This is a genomic window from Salmonella sp. 32010601201800023SM, from assembly GCF_017572235.1.
In the GTDB taxonomy this organism is placed as follows: domain Bacteria; phylum Pseudomonadota; class Gammaproteobacteria; order Enterobacterales; family Enterobacteriaceae; genus Salmonella; species Salmonella enterica.
Genome location: NZ_JAGEQS010000002.1, coordinates 265,136 through 281,618 on the forward strand (window position 1 = coordinate 265,136; position 16,483 = coordinate 281,618).

General features: G+C 49.5%; 14 protein-coding genes. 9 read left to right on the forward strand and 5 right to left on the reverse strand.

Annotation, left to right across the window (positions count from 1 at the left end):
* Positions 1-154 precede the first annotated feature (154 nt).
* The 3 genes from uxaC to uxuA all read right to left on the reverse strand — a co-directional run bounded on the left by uxaC (position 155) and on the right by uxuA (position 4,346).
* A complete protein-coding gene (uxaC, locus tag J4617_RS08690; protein ID WP_000190180.1) occupies positions 155-1,567 on the reverse strand; it encodes a glucuronate isomerase in 1,413 nt (470 codons plus the stop codon).
* Positions 1,568-1,578: 11 nt separating this feature from the next.
* Positions 1,579-3,051, reverse strand: coding sequence for a fructuronate reductase (locus J4617_RS08695; RefSeq protein ID WP_000437136.1), 1,473 nt, complete (start codon positions 3,049-3,051; stop codon positions 1,579-1,581).
* Positions 3,052-3,161: 110 nt separating this feature from the next.
* Positions 3,162-4,346 (reverse strand): mannonate dehydratase, encoded by a 1,185-nt coding sequence (uxuA, locus tag J4617_RS08700; RefSeq protein ID WP_000815479.1) that lies wholly within the window; start codon positions 4,344-4,346, stop codon positions 3,162-3,164.
* Positions 4,347-4,750: 404 nt separating this feature from the next.
* On the opposite strand from uxuA, the gene J4617_RS08705 reads away from it, so the two are divergent.
* The 5 genes from J4617_RS08705 (at position 4,751) to iraD (ending at position 9,881) form a co-directional block, all read left to right on the forward strand.
* Complete coding sequence (locus tag J4617_RS08705) at positions 4,751-6,055, forward strand: MFS transporter (RefSeq protein ID WP_000784371.1); 1,305 nt, start codon at positions 4,751-4,753, stop codon at positions 6,053-6,055.
* Positions 6,056-6,450: 395 nt separating this feature from the next.
* Positions 6,451-7,329 (forward strand): carbon-nitrogen hydrolase family protein, encoded by an 879-nt coding sequence (locus J4617_RS08710; RefSeq protein WP_001137804.1) that lies wholly within the window; start codon positions 6,451-6,453, stop codon positions 7,327-7,329.
* A gap of 38 nt (positions 7,330-7,367) precedes the next feature.
* Positions 7,368-8,291 carry a polysaccharide deacetylase gene (locus tag J4617_RS08715; protein ID WP_000540888.1) on the forward strand — a complete coding sequence of 308 codons (924 nt, stop codon included), beginning with the start codon at positions 7,368-7,370 and terminating at the stop codon, positions 8,289-8,291.
* Positions 8,292-9,015: 724 nt separating this feature from the next.
* Positions 9,016-9,501, forward strand: a complete 486-nt coding sequence (locus J4617_RS08720; protein ID WP_017465454.1) for an Hcp family type VI secretion system effector — start codon at positions 9,016-9,018, stop codon at positions 9,499-9,501.
* Positions 9,501-9,881, forward strand: a complete 381-nt coding sequence (gene iraD, locus J4617_RS08725) for an anti-adapter protein IraD (protein ID WP_000988938.1) — start codon at positions 9,501-9,503, stop codon at positions 9,879-9,881. The genes J4617_RS08720 and iraD overlap by 1 nt, the downstream gene beginning before the upstream one ends.
* Before the next feature lie 135 nt (positions 9,882-10,016).
* On the opposite strand, the gene J4617_RS08730 is transcribed toward iraD, so the two are convergent.
* On the reverse strand, positions 10,017-11,501 hold the full coding sequence (locus J4617_RS08730; protein WP_001286388.1) for an NAD-dependent phenylacetaldehyde dehydrogenase: 1,485 nt from the start codon (positions 11,499-11,501) through the stop codon (positions 10,017-10,019).
* A gap of 161 nt (positions 11,502-11,662) precedes the next feature.
* Here J4617_RS08730 and J4617_RS08735 point away from each other — a divergent pair, with 161 nt between their 5' ends.
* The 4 genes from J4617_RS08735 (at position 11,663) to J4617_RS08750 (ending at position 15,596) form a co-directional block, all read left to right on the forward strand.
* Positions 11,663-12,964 carry an FAD-binding oxidoreductase gene (locus J4617_RS08735; protein WP_001092814.1) on the forward strand — a complete coding sequence of 434 codons (1,302 nt, stop codon included), beginning with the start codon at positions 11,663-11,665 and terminating at the stop codon, positions 12,962-12,964.
* Positions 12,965-12,978: 14 nt separating this feature from the next.
* Complete coding sequence (locus tag J4617_RS08740) at positions 12,979-13,353, forward strand: cupin domain-containing protein (RefSeq protein ID WP_000542980.1); 375 nt, start codon at positions 12,979-12,981, stop codon at positions 13,351-13,353.
* A gap of 208 nt (positions 13,354-13,561) precedes the next feature.
* Positions 13,562-15,061: an APC family permease gene (locus tag J4617_RS08745; protein ID WP_000475953.1), complete on the forward strand. Its 1,500-nt coding sequence runs from the start codon at positions 13,562-13,564 to the stop codon at positions 15,059-15,061.
* A complete protein-coding gene (locus J4617_RS08750; protein WP_000100099.1) occupies positions 15,039-15,596 on the forward strand; it encodes a DUF3156 family protein in 558 nt (185 codons plus the stop codon). Before J4617_RS08745 ends, J4617_RS08750 begins: the two co-directional genes overlap by 23 nt.
* Before the next feature lie 103 nt (positions 15,597-15,699).
* On the opposite strand, the gene J4617_RS08755 is transcribed toward J4617_RS08750, so the two are convergent.
* On the reverse strand, positions 15,700-16,383 hold the full coding sequence (locus tag J4617_RS08755) for a LuxR family transcriptional regulator (RefSeq protein ID WP_001275361.1): 684 nt from the start codon (positions 16,381-16,383) through the stop codon (positions 15,700-15,702).
* Positions 16,384-16,483 lie beyond the last annotated feature (100 nt).

Here is a 16,483-nt window from a genome sequence, read left to right on the forward strand (position 1 = left end):
TAGTAAGTGATTCGGGATTAATCAGCAACCTCTTTGCTTTTTATCGGCGGCCAGACTTTGGCTGGAAAAGTGCGTTACTGCTAAATTTCTCACTCTCTTACCGCCTTCCTGCCCCTCGAAATACCTGAAACCTGTGCTCACAGATTAATAGCGATTATTTAATCGTGAAATAACGCTGGGCATTATTGAAGCAGATATCCTGAACCATACGGCTTAGCATCGCTTCATCATCAGGAATCTCTCCGTCCTGCGCCCACTGTCCCAGCAGGTTACAGAGAATACGCCGGAAATATTCATGTCGCGTATAAGAAAGGAAACTGCGGGAGTCGGTCAGCATCCCGACAAACTGACTTAACAGTCCCATTTGCGACAGTTGCTCCAGTTGGCGCAGCATCCCGTCTTTCTGATCGTTAAACCACCAGCCGGAACCGAACTGCACTTTTCCGGCAATTCCCGGCCCCTGGAAGTTACCGATCATGGTCGCCAGGACTTCGTTATCACGTGGGTTCAGGCAATAGAGGATAGTCTTGGGCAGTTCATTGGTCACATCCATACTGTCGAGCAAACGGGAGAGCGCCCAGCTAATGTTATTATCGCCAATAGAGTCAAAGCCGGTATCCGGCCCGAGCAGGCGGAACATACGGGTATTATTGTTACGGATCGCGCCAATATGTAGCTGCATCACCCAGCCGCGCGCGGCGTACTGACGGCCCAGCCAGACCAGCACCGCCGTGGTAAACTGGGCGATCTCAAGTTCGCTCAACGTTTCGCCTGCCAGACGTTTGCCCAGAATGGCGTCAAGCTGCGCGTCGTCGGGCACCGGCGCAAATCGCAGCGTTTCAATGCCATGATCGGACGCGCGGCAGCCGCAGGCGGCGAAATGGTCGAGGCGGCGAGTGAGCGCCTGACGTAAATCGTCGAAACGGGTAATGCTGACATCTGCCGCCGCTTCCAGTTTCCCCAGGTAATCGACAAAGCCGTCCAGTTCGATTTTGAAAACTTTGTCGGGGCGCCAGCTTGGCGCGACTTCAATATCAATGCTGTCGTCGGCGGCTATCTGGCGGTGATATTCCAGAGAATCTATAGGGTCGTCGGTGGTTCCGACCATCCGCACATTCATCTGCTGCATAATACCGCGCGCGGAAAAGGCCGGCGTCGCCAGTTTCTCATTACACTGCGTCCAGATACTTTCCGCGGTATCCGGTCCGAACAGCGTACCTGTAATGCCAAATGGACGGCGTAGTTCAAGGTGCGTCCAGTGATACAGCGGATTGCCCAGCGTTTTTGGAACGGTATTGGCCCAGGCCATATATTTTTCATAATCGCTGGTCTCTTTGCCGGTGATCAGCGACTCATCCACGCCTGCGCTTCGTAGCGCTCGCCATTTATAGTGGTCGCCTTCCAGCCAGATCTGACCGAGGTTATCGAAACGGCGATCGTCGGCGATTTCCTGCGGACTTAAATGGCAGTGGAAGTCATAAATCGGCATGGGCGCGGCGTATTTATGGTACAGCGTGCGGGCAATGTCGTTTTTAAGTAGAAAATCTTCAGTCATAAACGTAGCCATGATTTATCTCCTTACTTAGCCAGCGCTTCTACCGTGGCTTTCGCGCCATTCTGCAATAGCTGTTGGTAAGCGTCGGTAACGGCTTGCACAAATTCGTGGTTCTTCGGCAGGTCGTTGCCAAAGATAGACTCGATGGCCAGTAGCCCGCGAACGCGTTCTTCCGGCGTCTGATATTGCTGATGAATCGCCTGATACTGCGCGAGCAGCGGATCGACGACATCAATGGTTTTACCTTGCTCATCGACACCGCCGACGTAACGCATCCATCCGGCGACGCCCAGCGTCAGGCGGCGATAGTCATCGCCCTGTTGCAAGTGCAGGCGCACCGGGTCCAACAAACGCTGCGGCAGTTTCTGACTGCCATCCATCGCGATCTGCCAGGTGCGGTGTTTCAACGAGGGGTTAGTGAAACGCGCAATCAACAAATTCGCATACCCTTCCAGATCGGTGCCTTTCGGCATTGATAACGTCGGCGCTTGTTCATCAAGCATCAGCGCCAGCGCCGCGCGACGGTAAGCCGGGTTGGTCATGGTATCGGCGATAGTGTCATACCCGCCGAGATAACCCAGATAGGCGAGGAAAGAGTGGCTGCCGTTAAGCATACGCAGCTTCATCATCTCAAACGGTACGACGTCTGCAACGAATTGCGCGCCGACGGTGTCCCAGTCCGGGCGACCATTCACAAAGTTATCTTCGATGACCCACTGGCGGAAGGGTTCGCAGGCGATAGCGCAAGGATCATAAACCCCTAACTGGTCGGCAACCAGTTGTAGCGTCTCTTCGGTCGCTGCCGGAACAATGCGGTCAACCATGGTGCAGGGGAAGGTCACATTGTCGGCAATCCATGCGGCGAGGGCGGCATCGCGAGCTTTCGCCAGGCCGAGGACGGCAGCCTTCGCGACGTGACCATTCTCGCGCACGTTATCACACGACAGCACGGTAAAAGCTTTCAGTCCTTGCTCCCGGCGCATGTTTAGCGCTTCGACAATATAGCCAATGGCGGATTTAGGCTGCTGTGGATGGGCAAGATCGTTTTGGATCAGCGGGTTATTGACATCAAGCTCGCCGCTGGCGGGGTCGGTGCAGTAGCCTTTTTCGGTCACGGTTAAGGAGACGATGGCGGTTTCCGGGCGCGCCATTGCCGCCAGAATCCCTGCATGGCCGTCGAATTCAGGGTGCAGCGCTTCTTTCATTGAACCGATAATTTTCAGTTCGGTGCTTTCTGCGCCGCGTTCTGCAACGGTGTACAGCAGATTTTGCGCTTTCAGGTTCGCGATCAGCCGCGCGTCGTTACCCGGCATCAGGTTCACTTCACAAATGCCCCAGTCGCTGTCGCTCTTTTCCAGTAGATGATGGGTAAAGAGCGCCTGGTGCGCGCGGTGAAACGCCCCGCAGCCCAGATGCACAATACGGGATACCAGACGTGATTTGTCCCAGTTTGGGCGGGCGACGGAAACCTGGGCGGTGGCGATATTCTGTTCCATTGCAAACTCCTGTCATTCGACGTCTTCGCCCGCGATCTCCGGGGCGAGGCATGTTGCTATTGCATTGAGTAGGGGAAATCGCATGACGCGTCGCGCCATGCGAAAGAAGGTTATTTGCTAAAGAAAGCGCGCTGGATAGCCAGTTCAACGCCGCGGACTTCCGCAAGCCCTTTCAGACGGCCAATGGCGGAATAACCCGGATTCGTTTTCTTCTTCAGATCGTCCAGCATCTGATGACCGTGGTCCGGGCGCATTGGGATCAGATCGTCGCTACCTTCGGCTTTACGACGGTGCTCTTCTTCCACAATCGCTTTAACGACTTCATACATATCCACATCGCCGTGCAAATGGGCGGCCTCGTGGAAGGTCTTCGGATTCTCTTCGCGCAGCGTAGAACGCAGATGCGTAAAGTAGATGCGCGGACCAAATTGCTTGATCATATCAACCAGATCGTTGTCGGCGCGCACGCCGTAAGATCCGGTACACATGGTGAAGCCGTTCGCCATGCTATTAACGGTTTCCACCATCCATTGCATGTCTTCAATGGTAGAGACAATGCGCGGCAGGCCGAGAATAGGGCGCGGCGGATCGTCAGGGTGAACGGCCATACGCACGCCAACCTCGTCGGCAACCGGAATAATGGCTTTCAGGAAATAGGCAAAATGTTCACGCAGTTTTGCTTTATCGATATCTTTATACGTCGCCAGGTGTTGACGGAACTGATCCAGCGTATAGCCTTCTTCCGCGCCAGGTAAACCGGCAATAATGTTGCGGGTCAGACGTGCTTTGTCTTCCTCGCTCATGGTGGCGAAACGTCGCTCTGCCTGAGCAATCTCTTCTGCCGTATAGTCGGCTTCTGCTCCCGGACGCTTCAGGATATGCAGTTCGAACGCGGCGAATTCAATCTGGTCAAAACGCAACGCTTTTGAACCATCCGGCAATACGTATTCCAGATCCGTACGTGTCCAGTCCAGCACCGGCATAAAGTTATAGCAAACCGTATAGATACCGCATTGCGCCAGGTTACGCAGCGTTTGCTGGTAGTTTTTGATCCATAAATCGTACTGACCGGTGTGGGTTTTGATATCTTCGTGGATAGGTACGCTCTCTACCACAGACCACTCCAGACCCGCCTCTTCAACGATAGCTTTACGTTTCTGGATCTCGTCTATCGACCAAATTTCTCCATTCGGGATATGGTGTAACGCCGTTACCACGCCGGTTGCGCCAGCCTGGCGTACATCTGACAGCGTTACCGGGTCGTTAGGTCCGTACCAGCGCCAGGTTTGTTTCATATCTCGTTTCCTCTTCTTGCGATAACGTCTTCGTGGTTGACCCATTGCCAGCCAACATCGAAACGTGCTTTGTAAACCCGTTCTGCCCCCTAAATTCAACCAAAATTTTTCTCATGTCAACCTTATTGTCTAAATTGGCTAACCAAATCACAAATATCATCATTCACGGTCTGCCAATTTTATTTATTTGATCTGCGTCAATTTTTGCTGGGTGAAAAGCATTCACCATTCAACTTGAAATGAGTTGATGTATTTATTTCAAGAATATTAAGGGCGGGAGTTGCCGCCAGATTTTGACCGGTCCGGATGAGAAAATATTGATTGGTCAACCAATTTTTGTGATTTCAGTTTTCCCGCTACAGGTCAGACGGCGCGGAGCTAATGTTTTTTAACGAGGCTTTATCATGAAGATGACAAAATTAAGATGGTGGATTATCGGCCTGGTCTGCGTAGGGACCATCGTAAACTACCTGTCCCGTAGCTCGCTTAGCGTTGCGGCGCCAGCGATGATGAAAGAACTCCATTTTGATGAGCAACAATATTCCTGGGTGGTGAGCGCCTTCCAGCTTTGTTACACCATTGCGCAGCCGATCACCGGCTATTTGATGGATGTCATCGGACTGAAAATCGGCTTCTTTATCTTTGCCTTGTTGTGGTCGCTGATCAACATGGCGCACGCGCTGGCCGGCGGCTGGATAAGTCTGGCATTTCTGCGTGGTCTGATGGGGCTAACCGAAGCGTCAGCGATTCCGGCCGGGATTAAAGCCAGCGCCGAATGGTTCCCGACGAAAGAACGCGGTATTGCGGGGGGACTGTTTAATATCGGTACTTCGATTGGCGCGATGCTGGCGCCGCCGCTGGTGGTCTGGGCGATGCTGACCTTTGCTGATAGCGGCATCGGTACTGAAATGGCGTTTGTGATTACCGGTGGGATCGGCGTGCTGTTCGCCATCACCTGGTTCCTGATTTATAACTCGCCAAATAAACACCCGTGGATCACCCACAAAGAGCTGCGTTATATCGAAGACGGCCAGGAAAGCTATCTCCAGGACGATAATAAAAAACCGGCCGTTAAAGAGATCGTTAAAAAGCGTAACTTCTGGGCGTTGGCGATTACCCGTTTTCTGGCTGACCCGGCATGGGGAACGCTGAGTTTCTGGATGCCGCTGTATCTGATTAACGTGATGCATCTGCCGTTAAAAGAGATCGCCATGTTTGCCTGGCTGCCGTTCCTGGCGGCGGACTTTGGCTGCGTTGCAGGCGGTTTCCTGGCGAAGTTCTTCATGGAAAAGATGCACATGACCACGATCAATGCGCGTCGTTGTAGCTTTACCATCGGCGCTGTTTTGATGATTTCGATCGGTTTTGTCAGCATTACGACTAACCCGTATGTCGCCATTGCATTGATGAGTATTGGCGGTTTTGCGCACCAGACGCTGTCTACCGTCGTGATTACCATGAGCGCTGACCTGTTCAAGAAAAATGAGGTCGCGACGGTTGCCGGTCTGGCAGGATCTGCGGCATGGATGGGACAGTTAAGCTTCAACCTGTTTATGGGGGCATTGGTCGCTATTATCGGTTACGGCCCGTTCTTCATTGCACTCAGTCTGTTCGATATTATCGGCGCCATCATCCTGTGGGTACTGATTAAAGATCCAGAAAAGCACCACCCGCCAATGACGGAACAGCCGCTGGCGTCTCACCGCTAAAGCTGTCTCGGTTTCACTGGCCTGATAAGCGAAGCGCTACCGGGTTCTAACGGCCACCTTCGGGTGGCCGTCTTCATTACCCTTATCGGTAAAAATACGCGTTGGTTTTATACCAGCGCGTTATCATTTAGTTTGCCTGATTATTTTCAGATGCTGAAAATAATATTGTGGTAAGGGTTATTGTTTTTCGCCTGGATTTTTATCGACTCTCTGTCTCGCTGCGATCATCGATAAAGTCCCCTTTATGTAAATAAAGGTTCAATGCTTCTACTCTTTTCCCCATATATTTTGCGCAGCTTCACAAAAAATAACCTGATGTCGTAATGTCCACTCCCTAATATTCTCCATGCGCTATACGTTAATTTAAGTTTAAATTTCATGCCGGGGATATCACGATGCCACGTAATTTTACTGTTTCAGCCTGTCAGTATATTGTTACTGAAATAAACACTTTTGAAGATTTCATAACAAAGGTAAGGATACTTCTTAATAAAAGTCAGGGAGCTGATGTCGTTATCTTCCCGGAGCTATTTACCATTGAGCTATTTACACTATTGAAAAAATGGCAAGAAAGACCCATTTCACACCTTACTTTAATTGATCAGTTCACGGATGCCTATAAGCAGCTTTTTCAACAGGAAGCTAAAGAAAGAGGACAGTTCATTATTGCTGGCTCTCATCTGGAGCAGACCGGAGCAGATCGCTATGAGAATGTTGCGCATATATGGGGACCCGACGGCGAACATTATGCTCATAGTAAGACGCATATCTTCCCGGCTGAACGGGGTTGGTATACTCAGGAAGGCGATAAAATGGCTGTTTTTCAACTGCCATTTGCAAAGGTGGGTTTTAATATTTGTTATGAAGCAGAAATACCGGAGTGTGCCGCGACGCTGGCGGAACAGGGTGCGGAGTTAATTTTAACGCCTTCCGCTACGTTTACTGAACAGGGATTTTGGCGAGTCAGACATTGTTGCCACGCACGTTGTATTGAAAATCAAATTTATCTTGTTCACTGTTGCCTGGGCGGAAACCCGGGTGGACCACTGCCAGGCTGCTGGGCCCGAAGTTCAATTTTAAGCCCCTGTGATGTCGTGTGGAAAAATCCACAAGGTATTATCGCAGAGGCGCACGTCAATCAAGAGGATGTCATTTCAGGAGAAATTAACCTCGATGTTCTATATGAAAATAGACTTGGGGGGGCAGCAACAACGTTCAAGGACAGACGCAGAAAAGCAGGCATATATAATATCTGGCCATCACACATTAAATAACAGAATGTGTCCCTTCTATGTATTAGCTGGAGGTCGTTATGGGATATTTAAAATTACCTGAGGGTAAAAGGATTGCGGTCAATCTTGGTGTTGATGTAGATGCTCAGTCTTTATGGCTGGGCGGATTTAATCGACCGTCGCCATCCTTTATGTCACGAGGAGAGTTTGGTGCTCAAGTTGGCGTACCAAGGCTTCTGAAATTGTTCAAAGAAAATAATATCAAAACCACCTTTTTTATTCCCGGACACACTGTAGACACCTTCCCGGAAATCATTAAAGCAATTTTTGATGCCGGGCATGAAATCGCTCACCATGGCTACTATCATGAAAATCCGACGCTGGTGAATCGTGATACAGAACGCCGACTTATGGATCTGGCGTTCGCCTGTTATAAAAGACATTTCGGCATACGCCCTGTGGGATACCGTTCTCCCTATTGGGATTATAGCGAGAATACGCTGGATCTTCTGGAGGAAGCCGGTTTTCTCTATGACAGTAGCCTGATGGCGAGAGATCTTGTGCCTTACCATCCTCAACGTTGGCAGGTGAATTGGGAGACGGGAAATATCGCAGGCCCGGCCAGCGCGATTCTGGAAATTCCTGTTAGCTGGTATCTGGATGATTTTCCCGCACTGGCGTATACCGGCAACCAGGAGGGGATGAGCGATACTGACGGTGTTCTGCGACGCTGGAAGGATATTTTTACCTATGCTTATCACCATCAGGAAAACGGTTTATATGCGATGGCCCTTCATCCGCAGATAATCGGTCATGGGCATCATATGATGATGTTGTCACGTTTGATTGAACATATTAAAGGGCATGATGGCGTATGGTTTGCAACCTGTGAAGAGATAGCCAGTGTCTGGGTGGATGACGAAGAGGATCGACAAAAAATGCTCCGTCCTGATGTTCGTGGCGTAGCGCCGGTTCCGGATGATTATGGCTGGCCAGGCAAATGATATCACCTCATGACAATGTTAATATCAGTCGGGTAACGGATTACCCGGGCAGAAGTTACCTGTTTGCCCGCTCGTTAATGCATATTGTCCATCAGAAAGGGAGACTATCCCGGGACGTATAAAATCTTTTTTATTTCGGTCAAAACGTTAATCAACGAGAATAGTTTTTTTTTGATTTAAATCATTTTTTAGTGTTCACAGGAAAATAAGCAAATAGCATTTATAATGTGAGTATTAAGAAAAATAAAATTTCCATAGTGATTAATTTTTATTTAACGCTTTGATTTTTAATGTTTTTGTATGTGTTAATTGATGTAAATCAATTTGGATTTTTTTATTAAATAAGTAAAAATTAAGTTGATATTTGCTTTTTGATGTGTTTTTTATATATAGCTGATTATTATTCTGAAATGTCAATTTTTGAATAACGACGCTGTGATACCGGCACCAGGGATACTTTGCGATAAAAGGGATTGAATATGGCAGAGAGCGTTCAGTATAACCTCAATTGTATTTGGCCACAGCGGGCCAAAACCCTCTATTGCTTTGCAACCAGCGGAATAACGTTCATCAGACGTGGGTAAACGTCGGCAAAATCCCTGCAAACCTGGCGCTTTTCACGCTGTGTTTTTTGGTCGTTGCGCTTTTAATAAGAGTCACAAGCGCTGGCCGCCGGTATTCGTCTGGCTGCTGAACTGCCACCTGATCAACAAGGAGATAAATCATGGATGCGATTTTTTTAAAGCTCGACAATATCAAAGGCGAAAGCCAGGTTGAAGGCTTTGAAGATCAGATAGAGATCATGTCTTATAGCCACAATGTGGCAATGCAGGTAAATAACGATGTTAGCCTCACTGAGCGGACTTCCGGGCGCGCGCATGTTGGTGAAATGTCGCTCACCAAATTTGTCGACCTCGCCACGCCTGTGCTCAATGAGTACTGCTGTAGCGGGAGGCTAATTAGAACCGTGGTGCTGCCGTTGTGCCGCAATGACGACGGCAAAATGCGGTCGCTTATCGTTTATACCCTGACAAACGTGCTGATATCACAACTCAGTGTTAGCGGCGGCGCCGGCGGTAAGCCGGTGGAAACGATGTCGCTGAACTTCACGAAAATCGAATGGCAAATCACTGCCGAGAAATCAGACGGCGCTCAGCAGGAGTCCAGAACGTCAGTATGGGATCTGGCGATGGACCAGATAGGGAAATGATGATGACGCCAACCATTCCGGTCGCGCTATTCGACAGGCTCTTGGTTGAGGGGATAAGCCCACATGAATTGGTACGACGCAAGTTAATGTGTTTATTCAACTCTTGCGCCGTGCCAGGTGGCGAGACATTACCGCCGCTGCTCACTCGGGGTATGCCGGAATGGCACGAGGTGAATGTGGGTGACAAACGGGTTCTCAACTGGTTTTGCCGTGAGCTTCGCGCTGCTATTTTACGTTATGAACCGAGCATCAACATGCTGAAAGTCAGTGTAAAAGATGCCCATCATCAGACGCTGGCGTTGTCTTTGGAAGCGATGTTACAGGATGAGTCTGAACCGTTAAGGCTGGAGATAGCCTACTCTAACGGTAGATGGCGCTAGTAATGCAGGAAGGAACGCCGGGCCGGGCGTTTAACATTATCCCAAAAGCAAAAAAACGCAGCGAGCGAACCTGATAATCAGGCAGACAGTCCACCTTTCGGTATGGTTGATCTGCCTGCATCATTTTCAGGATGGTTAATAACGGACCATGACCGATTTAAGTTCGGTATAGTCATCAATAAACGCGCTGCCAAATTCACGACCAATGCCCGATCCTTTCATCCCTCCAAAGGGTACCGCGGGATCGAGGAAGGTATGCATATTGACCCACACCATGCCAGCATCAATATCTTCAGCGTAGCGTAATGCCTTAGATATATTTTCCGACCACACACTTGCAGCAAGGCCGAATGGCGAATCGTTGATATGCGAAAGCGCCTCTTTTTCATTCTGATAACCGATAAAGCTACAGACAGGGCCAAAGGTCTCCTCGTGCATCAGCGTACTGTTTTTACTACGCACTTTTACCGCTGTCGGCTGTAAAAAGTACCCTTCGCCGGGTAAAGTTTCACCGCCGTAAACAATGGTATCCCCTTCTTCCCGTGCACGTTGAATCAGACGCAGCACTTTTTCAAGCTGAACCTGATTCGCCAGCGGGCCCATCACCGTTTTTTCATCTAAAGGCGAGCCGGGCACGATCTCCGATAACCGTTGTCTGAGGAGCGTCATGACCGTATCCAGTTTTTCCTGGGGCAGATAAAAACGCTCTGCGGCAGCACAAATCTGTCCTTGATTCAGATAACCGGCTTCAAGAATACCGTTGACCATGGCTTGTGCCGTGAGATCATTGAGAAACAGCGCTGCATTTTTCCCTCCCAGTTCGAGGGTAACGCGTTTTCCTGACGATGTTGCCGAACGCCGGACTTTCTCACCTGTCGCAACTGACCCGGTGAAACTCACTTTGGCGCAATCTGGATGCGCGATCAGCTGTTGCGCTATCTCACCGCCAGCACCGTTTACCACGTTAATTACGCCATCAGGGAAACCTGCCTCTTTAGCCAGCTCAGCAACTCGCAGCAGTGTCAGCGGGGTATATTCACTTGGTTTAATGACGATGGTGCAGCCACATACCAGCGCTGCGGCCAGCTTCCAGATAGCAATCATAATGGAGAAATTCCACGGCACAATACCGACGACCACCCCAATGGGTTGGCGTTGGGTAAACGCGGTGTATCTCTCTTCTCCCATTGATGGCAGGGAGACATTCAGCGTTTCACCGGTTATTTTTCCTGCCCAACCGGCAAAGTAACGCAGGAAGGCCACTGACTGATCGAGTTCAAGACCGCGCGACAGCATAATCGTTTTACCTGAACAGACGCTTTCCAGTTGAGCTAACTCTTCACGATGAGCGGCAAGAGTATCAGCCAGTTTCAGCAGTAATGCGCCGCGTTGTAACGTTGGCATTTTACGCCAGACATCAAACGCCCGTCTGGCGCTCTGCATGGCCTCTTCTGCCTGCGCAGGGGTTGCCGACACAACGTCGGCGATGATTTTGCCGGTGGCTGGGTTAGTGACCGAGAAGTTCGTGCCGTTTCCGGCCTGACGTTCACCTGCAATAAATTGTCCGTGTCGTTGGCGTAAAAAAGTCGTTACTTCGGCAAGTAATGTCACGTCGCTCATCAGAAGTGCCTGTAGGTCAGGAATGTACGTTTTTCCATCTCAACATACTTGCCTGGAACTGAATATCGTTCCAAAGAACGTCATTCTTCCGGACGATATTTTGTAAAACGTTACCGTGCTGTGATAGCGGTCTTAGTCAAGCGTGATGACAAGGTAACGCGATGAATACAAAAATCGATGCGTTGAATTACTACGGCGCGACGAAAAAATACCCGTTGCATTTTCCTGCTCTGCAAGACGATATTGATGCCGATGTGGTGATCATTGGCGGTGGCTTTTCAGGCATCAATACCGCGCTGGAACTGGCGGAGCAGGGGATCACTAATGTTGTCGTTCTGGAAGCCCGCCATCTTGGGTATGGCGGCACCGGGCGAAACGGCGGTCAGGTGATGGCCGGTATAGGTCACGACATCGAAGCCGTTAAAAAATATGTAGGCGCAGCGGGAATGGAGACGCTGTTTAAAATCTCGAACCTCGGCGCAGGTATTATTCGGGAGCGAATTCGTAAATACCATATTGATGCTGATTTTGTCCCCGGATATGGTTATCTGGCCTACAACCAGCGGCAGTTAAAAACGCTGCAACAATGGGAAAAAGAATTCAAAGCTGCTACGCCGGAAGATGATATTGAACTCTATACCGGTAAAGACGTGCAGCAGGTTATTGGTTCCGACGTCTACTGCGGTGTTCTCAAGCATATGGGGGGAGGGCATGTCCACTCGCTGAATTTATTGCTGGGCTCCGCTCAGGCTGCGAATTCGCTGGGGGTGAAGATATTCGAATATTCACCTGTGGTTGAGGTCAGTTACGGTAAAACTGTGCGGGTACGTACTGCGATGGGCAGCGTAAAAGCGGCCAAATTGCTGTGGGCCTGTGATAGTTTTCTCAATAATCTGGAACCAGAAATTTATAAGAAAACGCTGGTTACTTATTCTTATCAGGTCTCTACAGAACCTCTCTCCAGCGAGCTTGTTGAGCGGATCAGTCCCTTGCGCGGGGCTTTTAGTGATATCCGCCCGGTGATAAATTACTACCGTCTCACAAAAGAAAACCGTCTGCTGTTTGGCAGCGCCACAAGGTTTCTTGAATATACCCCGCACGATTTTGCTGCCTGGAACCGCACTCTGTTGACGGAGGTCTTTCCTTATTTGAAAGACGTTAAAATCGATTTTGCCTGGGGCGGACCGATGGCCTGTAGCGCGAATCTGTTTCCGCAGATTGGCACGCTTCGTGAACACAATAATGTTTTTTATGTTCAGGGTTATTCCGGATTTGGCGTCACGCCTTCCCATATTGTATGCAAAATCCTGGCCGAAGGAATAAATGGCGGTTCCGAGCGGTATCGTCTGATGAGTAGCATTCCCCACGCGACAATTTATGGTCGCGACAGTCTACGTCTATTGCTGGTCAGTGCGGGAAAACTGATACATCAAACAGCCGGTTTCTGGAAAGGCCGGAATTAACCAGGAGAACATTAATGCACGCTTTTAAACTCAATCAACCTGTTCCTGAATTACAGCCAATCGGGAGTGTCAGCCTGTTGGGGGCGTTGCCAACAGAAGGCGATCCCCAGGTCGCCGTTGCGATGATTTACGGTAAACCTGAGGACGTATTTACCTGTGGACTGTTTTCATCGACCCGCGGCGGTTTCACGATGATTTATCCCTTTACCGAGCACGCAACCGTGCTGGAAGGGGAAGTGGAACTCACTGTCGCGGGTCAGGAACCGATACGTTTTTCACCGGGCGATAGTTGGTTTGTTGAACAGGGAACCGAAGTGGCATGGAAAGTTTTAACGCCCCGTTTTGTAAAACATTATCTGGCAAACGTTGAAAGCCATAAACAGGGTTGAATCCTTTAATTGTTCGTCAGTAGCGTTGGCATCACTGGGGAGAATAACGCGCTCCCCACTTGCTATTAGCGCATGCGGGGACGGCGTCACAACGTTATTTACCGTTATCCCTCTTCAGGACGATACCTGTTAGATACGGTGCCTGCCATAAATAAGCGTTATTCCGGAGCGGTAATTTATTGTTGTAATAATAGTGAAGAGGTTGACCATGTTTAAAAACAGACTTGCCAGCCATCTTGAACGTGGCGTTATTGGTTTCCCCACGACGCTTGCCAGCTCCGTCGGGCTGATTATGGCAAGCCCGGTGATCCTGACCGTGACCAGTGGTTTTGGCTCAGGGGGAGATACCTTTGCCCTTGCGGTATTACTGGCATTTATTATGATGCAAGCGCAGATTACCACCTTTGCCGAAGCAGCAACGCTTATTCCCACGACTGGCTCCGTCTACGACTATATCTCCTGCGGGATGGGGCGTTTTTTCGCTATCACCGGTGCGCTTTGCGCTTACCTGATCGTACACATTTTTGCCGGCACGGCAGAAACGATTCTCGCTGGCGTCATGGCGCTGGTGAACTTTGAGTCTGTTAGCGAACACGTGGCCATGCAGCACAATACCTGGATGGTTGGTGTCGGCATGGTAGTGGTTTTCGGGATACTGAATGCCATTGGTGTTGAAGTATTTGGCAAGGTGGAGGTATTTCTTACTTTCGGTATGTGGACTACCCTGACCATCTTCGGTTTATGCGGGATCCTGTTATCCCCGGTCACTCATCATTCCGGGTGGTTTGGCGCACCGCTTGATGTCAGTAATCTTTCTGGTCTGTTTGGTTATATTGGCATGGCGATGTTTATGTTCGTCGGTTGTGAACTGGTCACGCCAATGGCGCCGGAAATTAAAAAAGCGCATCGTACGATTCCCAGAGCGATGGCGCTTGGCCTTTTAGCGGTGGCAGGTTGTATGTTCCTCTATGGCGCTGCGATTAACCGGCAAGTAAATAATGTGGTTGTCGATGCGGCAAACCATATCTTTTTACTGGATACGCCGATGGCTATTCCCGCCTTTGCCAATCGTGTCATGGGACATGTCGGGCAATACTGGCTGGGCGTGGGGTTGTTGTTAGCGGGATGTGCGACGATTAATACGCTGATGGCGGCAGTACCGCGTATTATATACGGCATGGCGCTGGACGGCGCTTTGCCGCGGTTTTTGACCTGGTTGCACCCCCGCTTTAAAACACCGGTCATCGCCATCGCATTCGGTGTTGCGATTCCCTGTTTACATGCCTGGTATCTGAACGGTGATATCGACCACATTGTTCCGCTGATCCTCGCTGCGGTCTGCGCCTGGGGGGTAGCTTATCTGCTGGTAACGTTATCGGTCGTTATCTTACGTATTCGGCGCCCCGATTTGCCACGCGCTTACCGGGCCCCCTGGTTTCCCTTACCTCAGATTATTTCGAGCGTGGGTATTATTATCGCCATTATTAATATCGCGCCTCCAGGAATGAACAGTCGGGATGTACTTATACCATTCGGTATTATGCTTGGATTGACTGCCGCCTATGCCTTATTCTGGACATTATGTGTGCAACGGGTTAATCCTTTCCTCCCGCTTCCGGTAGAAGAGGTCGTGGAACGGGCTATGGGCAATTATGAAAAGCGAAACAATGAAGAGATGACGCCAGATGTCCTCCGTCCCCTGGTTTAAGAACGCATTAATGAATATGGTGTTACGTGATTTGAGCGGCTGGCGTTGTGAAAAATTGACCGAACATAGCGCCGTGCTGCATCTGAATGCATTTACCCAGGTTATCTGCCATGTTCAGCAAAAACGGTTATTCATGGCCAGTATTCACAGTTGTGAATTCAGGGTGAAAGGCACAATCAATTATCCTTTGCAGGGCAAAATTCGCGTTCATCAGCCCGGATGGCTGAAACGTTATCCCGTCATTTTTACTGGCAGCAAAAGTACCGCCGGGCTGATTAACTATCTTAATTGTTTCCCCAATTTACAACAGGCACTGAGTGAACTGGATTATCGTCGGTTTACGCTGGTTTTACATCATAAGGAATGGTATTGCGGCATTGAGCTATGGGCTGCTAGCGAAGTGGTTTGTAAAATGCCGCCGCTGCGCCGTTATCTGCGGCTTGAGCGGCACCAGCGTGTTCTTCTGCTTAGTGTGATAAATATGATCAATCAGGCCATGAATCAATGGCTGCAACAGGATACCGACGCCAGATAATATGACATTTTATTGAGGCATCAGCTCAGAGAGTGGTATTAATTCAGGCATATATGACAATGGGGAAAAGACCCGCAATTGACGCGGGTTAAAAAGCACGCTTTCACATATGCTGTGAATGTTGTACCGAAGACATTCTGGTTCGGGAAACCAGTTCCGTGCGATTTATCACTTCTGTTTTAGCAAAAATATTACGTAAATGCGTTTTCACTGTTGAGAGAGAAATATTCAACTGACGGGCAATCAATTTGTTGCTGGCCCCTTCGCAGACCATTCCCACAATTTCACGCTCTTTGGCGGTCAATATTGACGCCAGATCGTTGTCTTCCTGAAGAGAATCATGAATCGCCAGTCCCAGTAATGGTTGTACTGCCTGGGCTCGCAAACGCTCTTCGCTGGAAAAAGGTATATCGCGCATTAATGAAATGCCCGCGATAATACGATGGCCCCGACGAATAAAGATCTCAATCATGTCGCACACATGATTAGGTAGCATAAATTCATGATAATAATGGCGATGTCGGGCACAGATACCGGGCGTCATCGTCGCTACGGTAACAACCTGTTGGCCGAACCGGGAAGGCGATAGCGGGTCTAATGGTTGAAAATGCTCCAGATATTGTTGGTGTGTGCTATTAGAAATGTTATGTAAAACATAGGCTTCTGGCTTTAAATAAGCATTAACACGATAAAAAACCGCCGACGACAGAGGAATGAGTTGCGCAATGCTCTGTAAGCAATGGAGAGTGATCCCGTCATTATGGCCAGTAGTTGATAAGGCTGACATGTTATCTCCTTCCATCCGGATGAGCGCGTCGGGGCGCAGTAAAATAGTGGTATGTTGAAACATACAATTTACATTCGGTTAACACAATCATTCACATGTT

Excerpts from the sequence above, each read along its gene's own strand:
- uxaC (WP_000190180.1), bottom strand. The coding sequence starts at position 1,567 with ATGGCTACGTTTATGACTGAAGATTTTCTACTTAAAAACGACATTGCC.
- iraD (WP_000988938.1), top strand. The coding sequence starts at position 9,501 with ATGATGACGCCAACCATTCCGGTCGCGCTATTCGACAGGCTCTTGGTT.
- J4617_RS08710 (WP_001137804.1), top strand. The coding sequence starts at position 6,451 with ATGCCACGTAATTTTACTGTTTCAGCCTGTCAGTATATTGTTACTGAA.
- J4617_RS08745 (WP_000475953.1), top strand. The coding sequence starts at position 13,562 with ATGTTTAAAAACAGACTTGCCAGCCATCTTGAACGTGGCGTTATTGGT.
- J4617_RS08720 (WP_017465454.1), top strand. The coding sequence starts at position 9,016 with ATGGATGCGATTTTTTTAAAGCTCGACAATATCAAAGGCGAAAGCCAG.
- J4617_RS08695 (WP_000437136.1), bottom strand. The coding sequence starts at position 3,051 with ATGGAACAGAATATCGCCACCGCCCAGGTTTCCGTCGCCCGCCCAAAC.
- J4617_RS08740 (WP_000542980.1), top strand. The coding sequence starts at position 12,979 with ATGCACGCTTTTAAACTCAATCAACCTGTTCCTGAATTACAGCCAATC.
- J4617_RS08715 (WP_000540888.1), top strand. The coding sequence starts at position 7,368 with ATGGGATATTTAAAATTACCTGAGGGTAAAAGGATTGCGGTCAATCTT.
- uxuA (WP_000815479.1), bottom strand. The coding sequence starts at position 4,346 with ATGAAACAAACCTGGCGCTGGTACGGACCTAACGACCCGGTAACGCTG.
- J4617_RS08750 (WP_000100099.1), top strand. The coding sequence starts at position 15,039 with ATGTCCTCCGTCCCCTGGTTTAAGAACGCATTAATGAATATGGTGTTA.
- J4617_RS08705 (WP_000784371.1), top strand. The coding sequence starts at position 4,751 with ATGAAGATGACAAAATTAAGATGGTGGATTATCGGCCTGGTCTGCGTA.
- J4617_RS08730 (WP_001286388.1), bottom strand. The coding sequence starts at position 11,501 with ATGAGCGACGTGACATTACTTGCCGAAGTAACGACTTTTTTACGCCAA.
- J4617_RS08755 (WP_001275361.1), bottom strand. The coding sequence starts at position 16,383 with ATGTCAGCCTTATCAACTACTGGCCATAATGACGGGATCACTCTCCAT.
- J4617_RS08735 (WP_001092814.1), top strand. The coding sequence starts at position 11,663 with ATGAATACAAAAATCGATGCGTTGAATTACTACGGCGCGACGAAAAAA.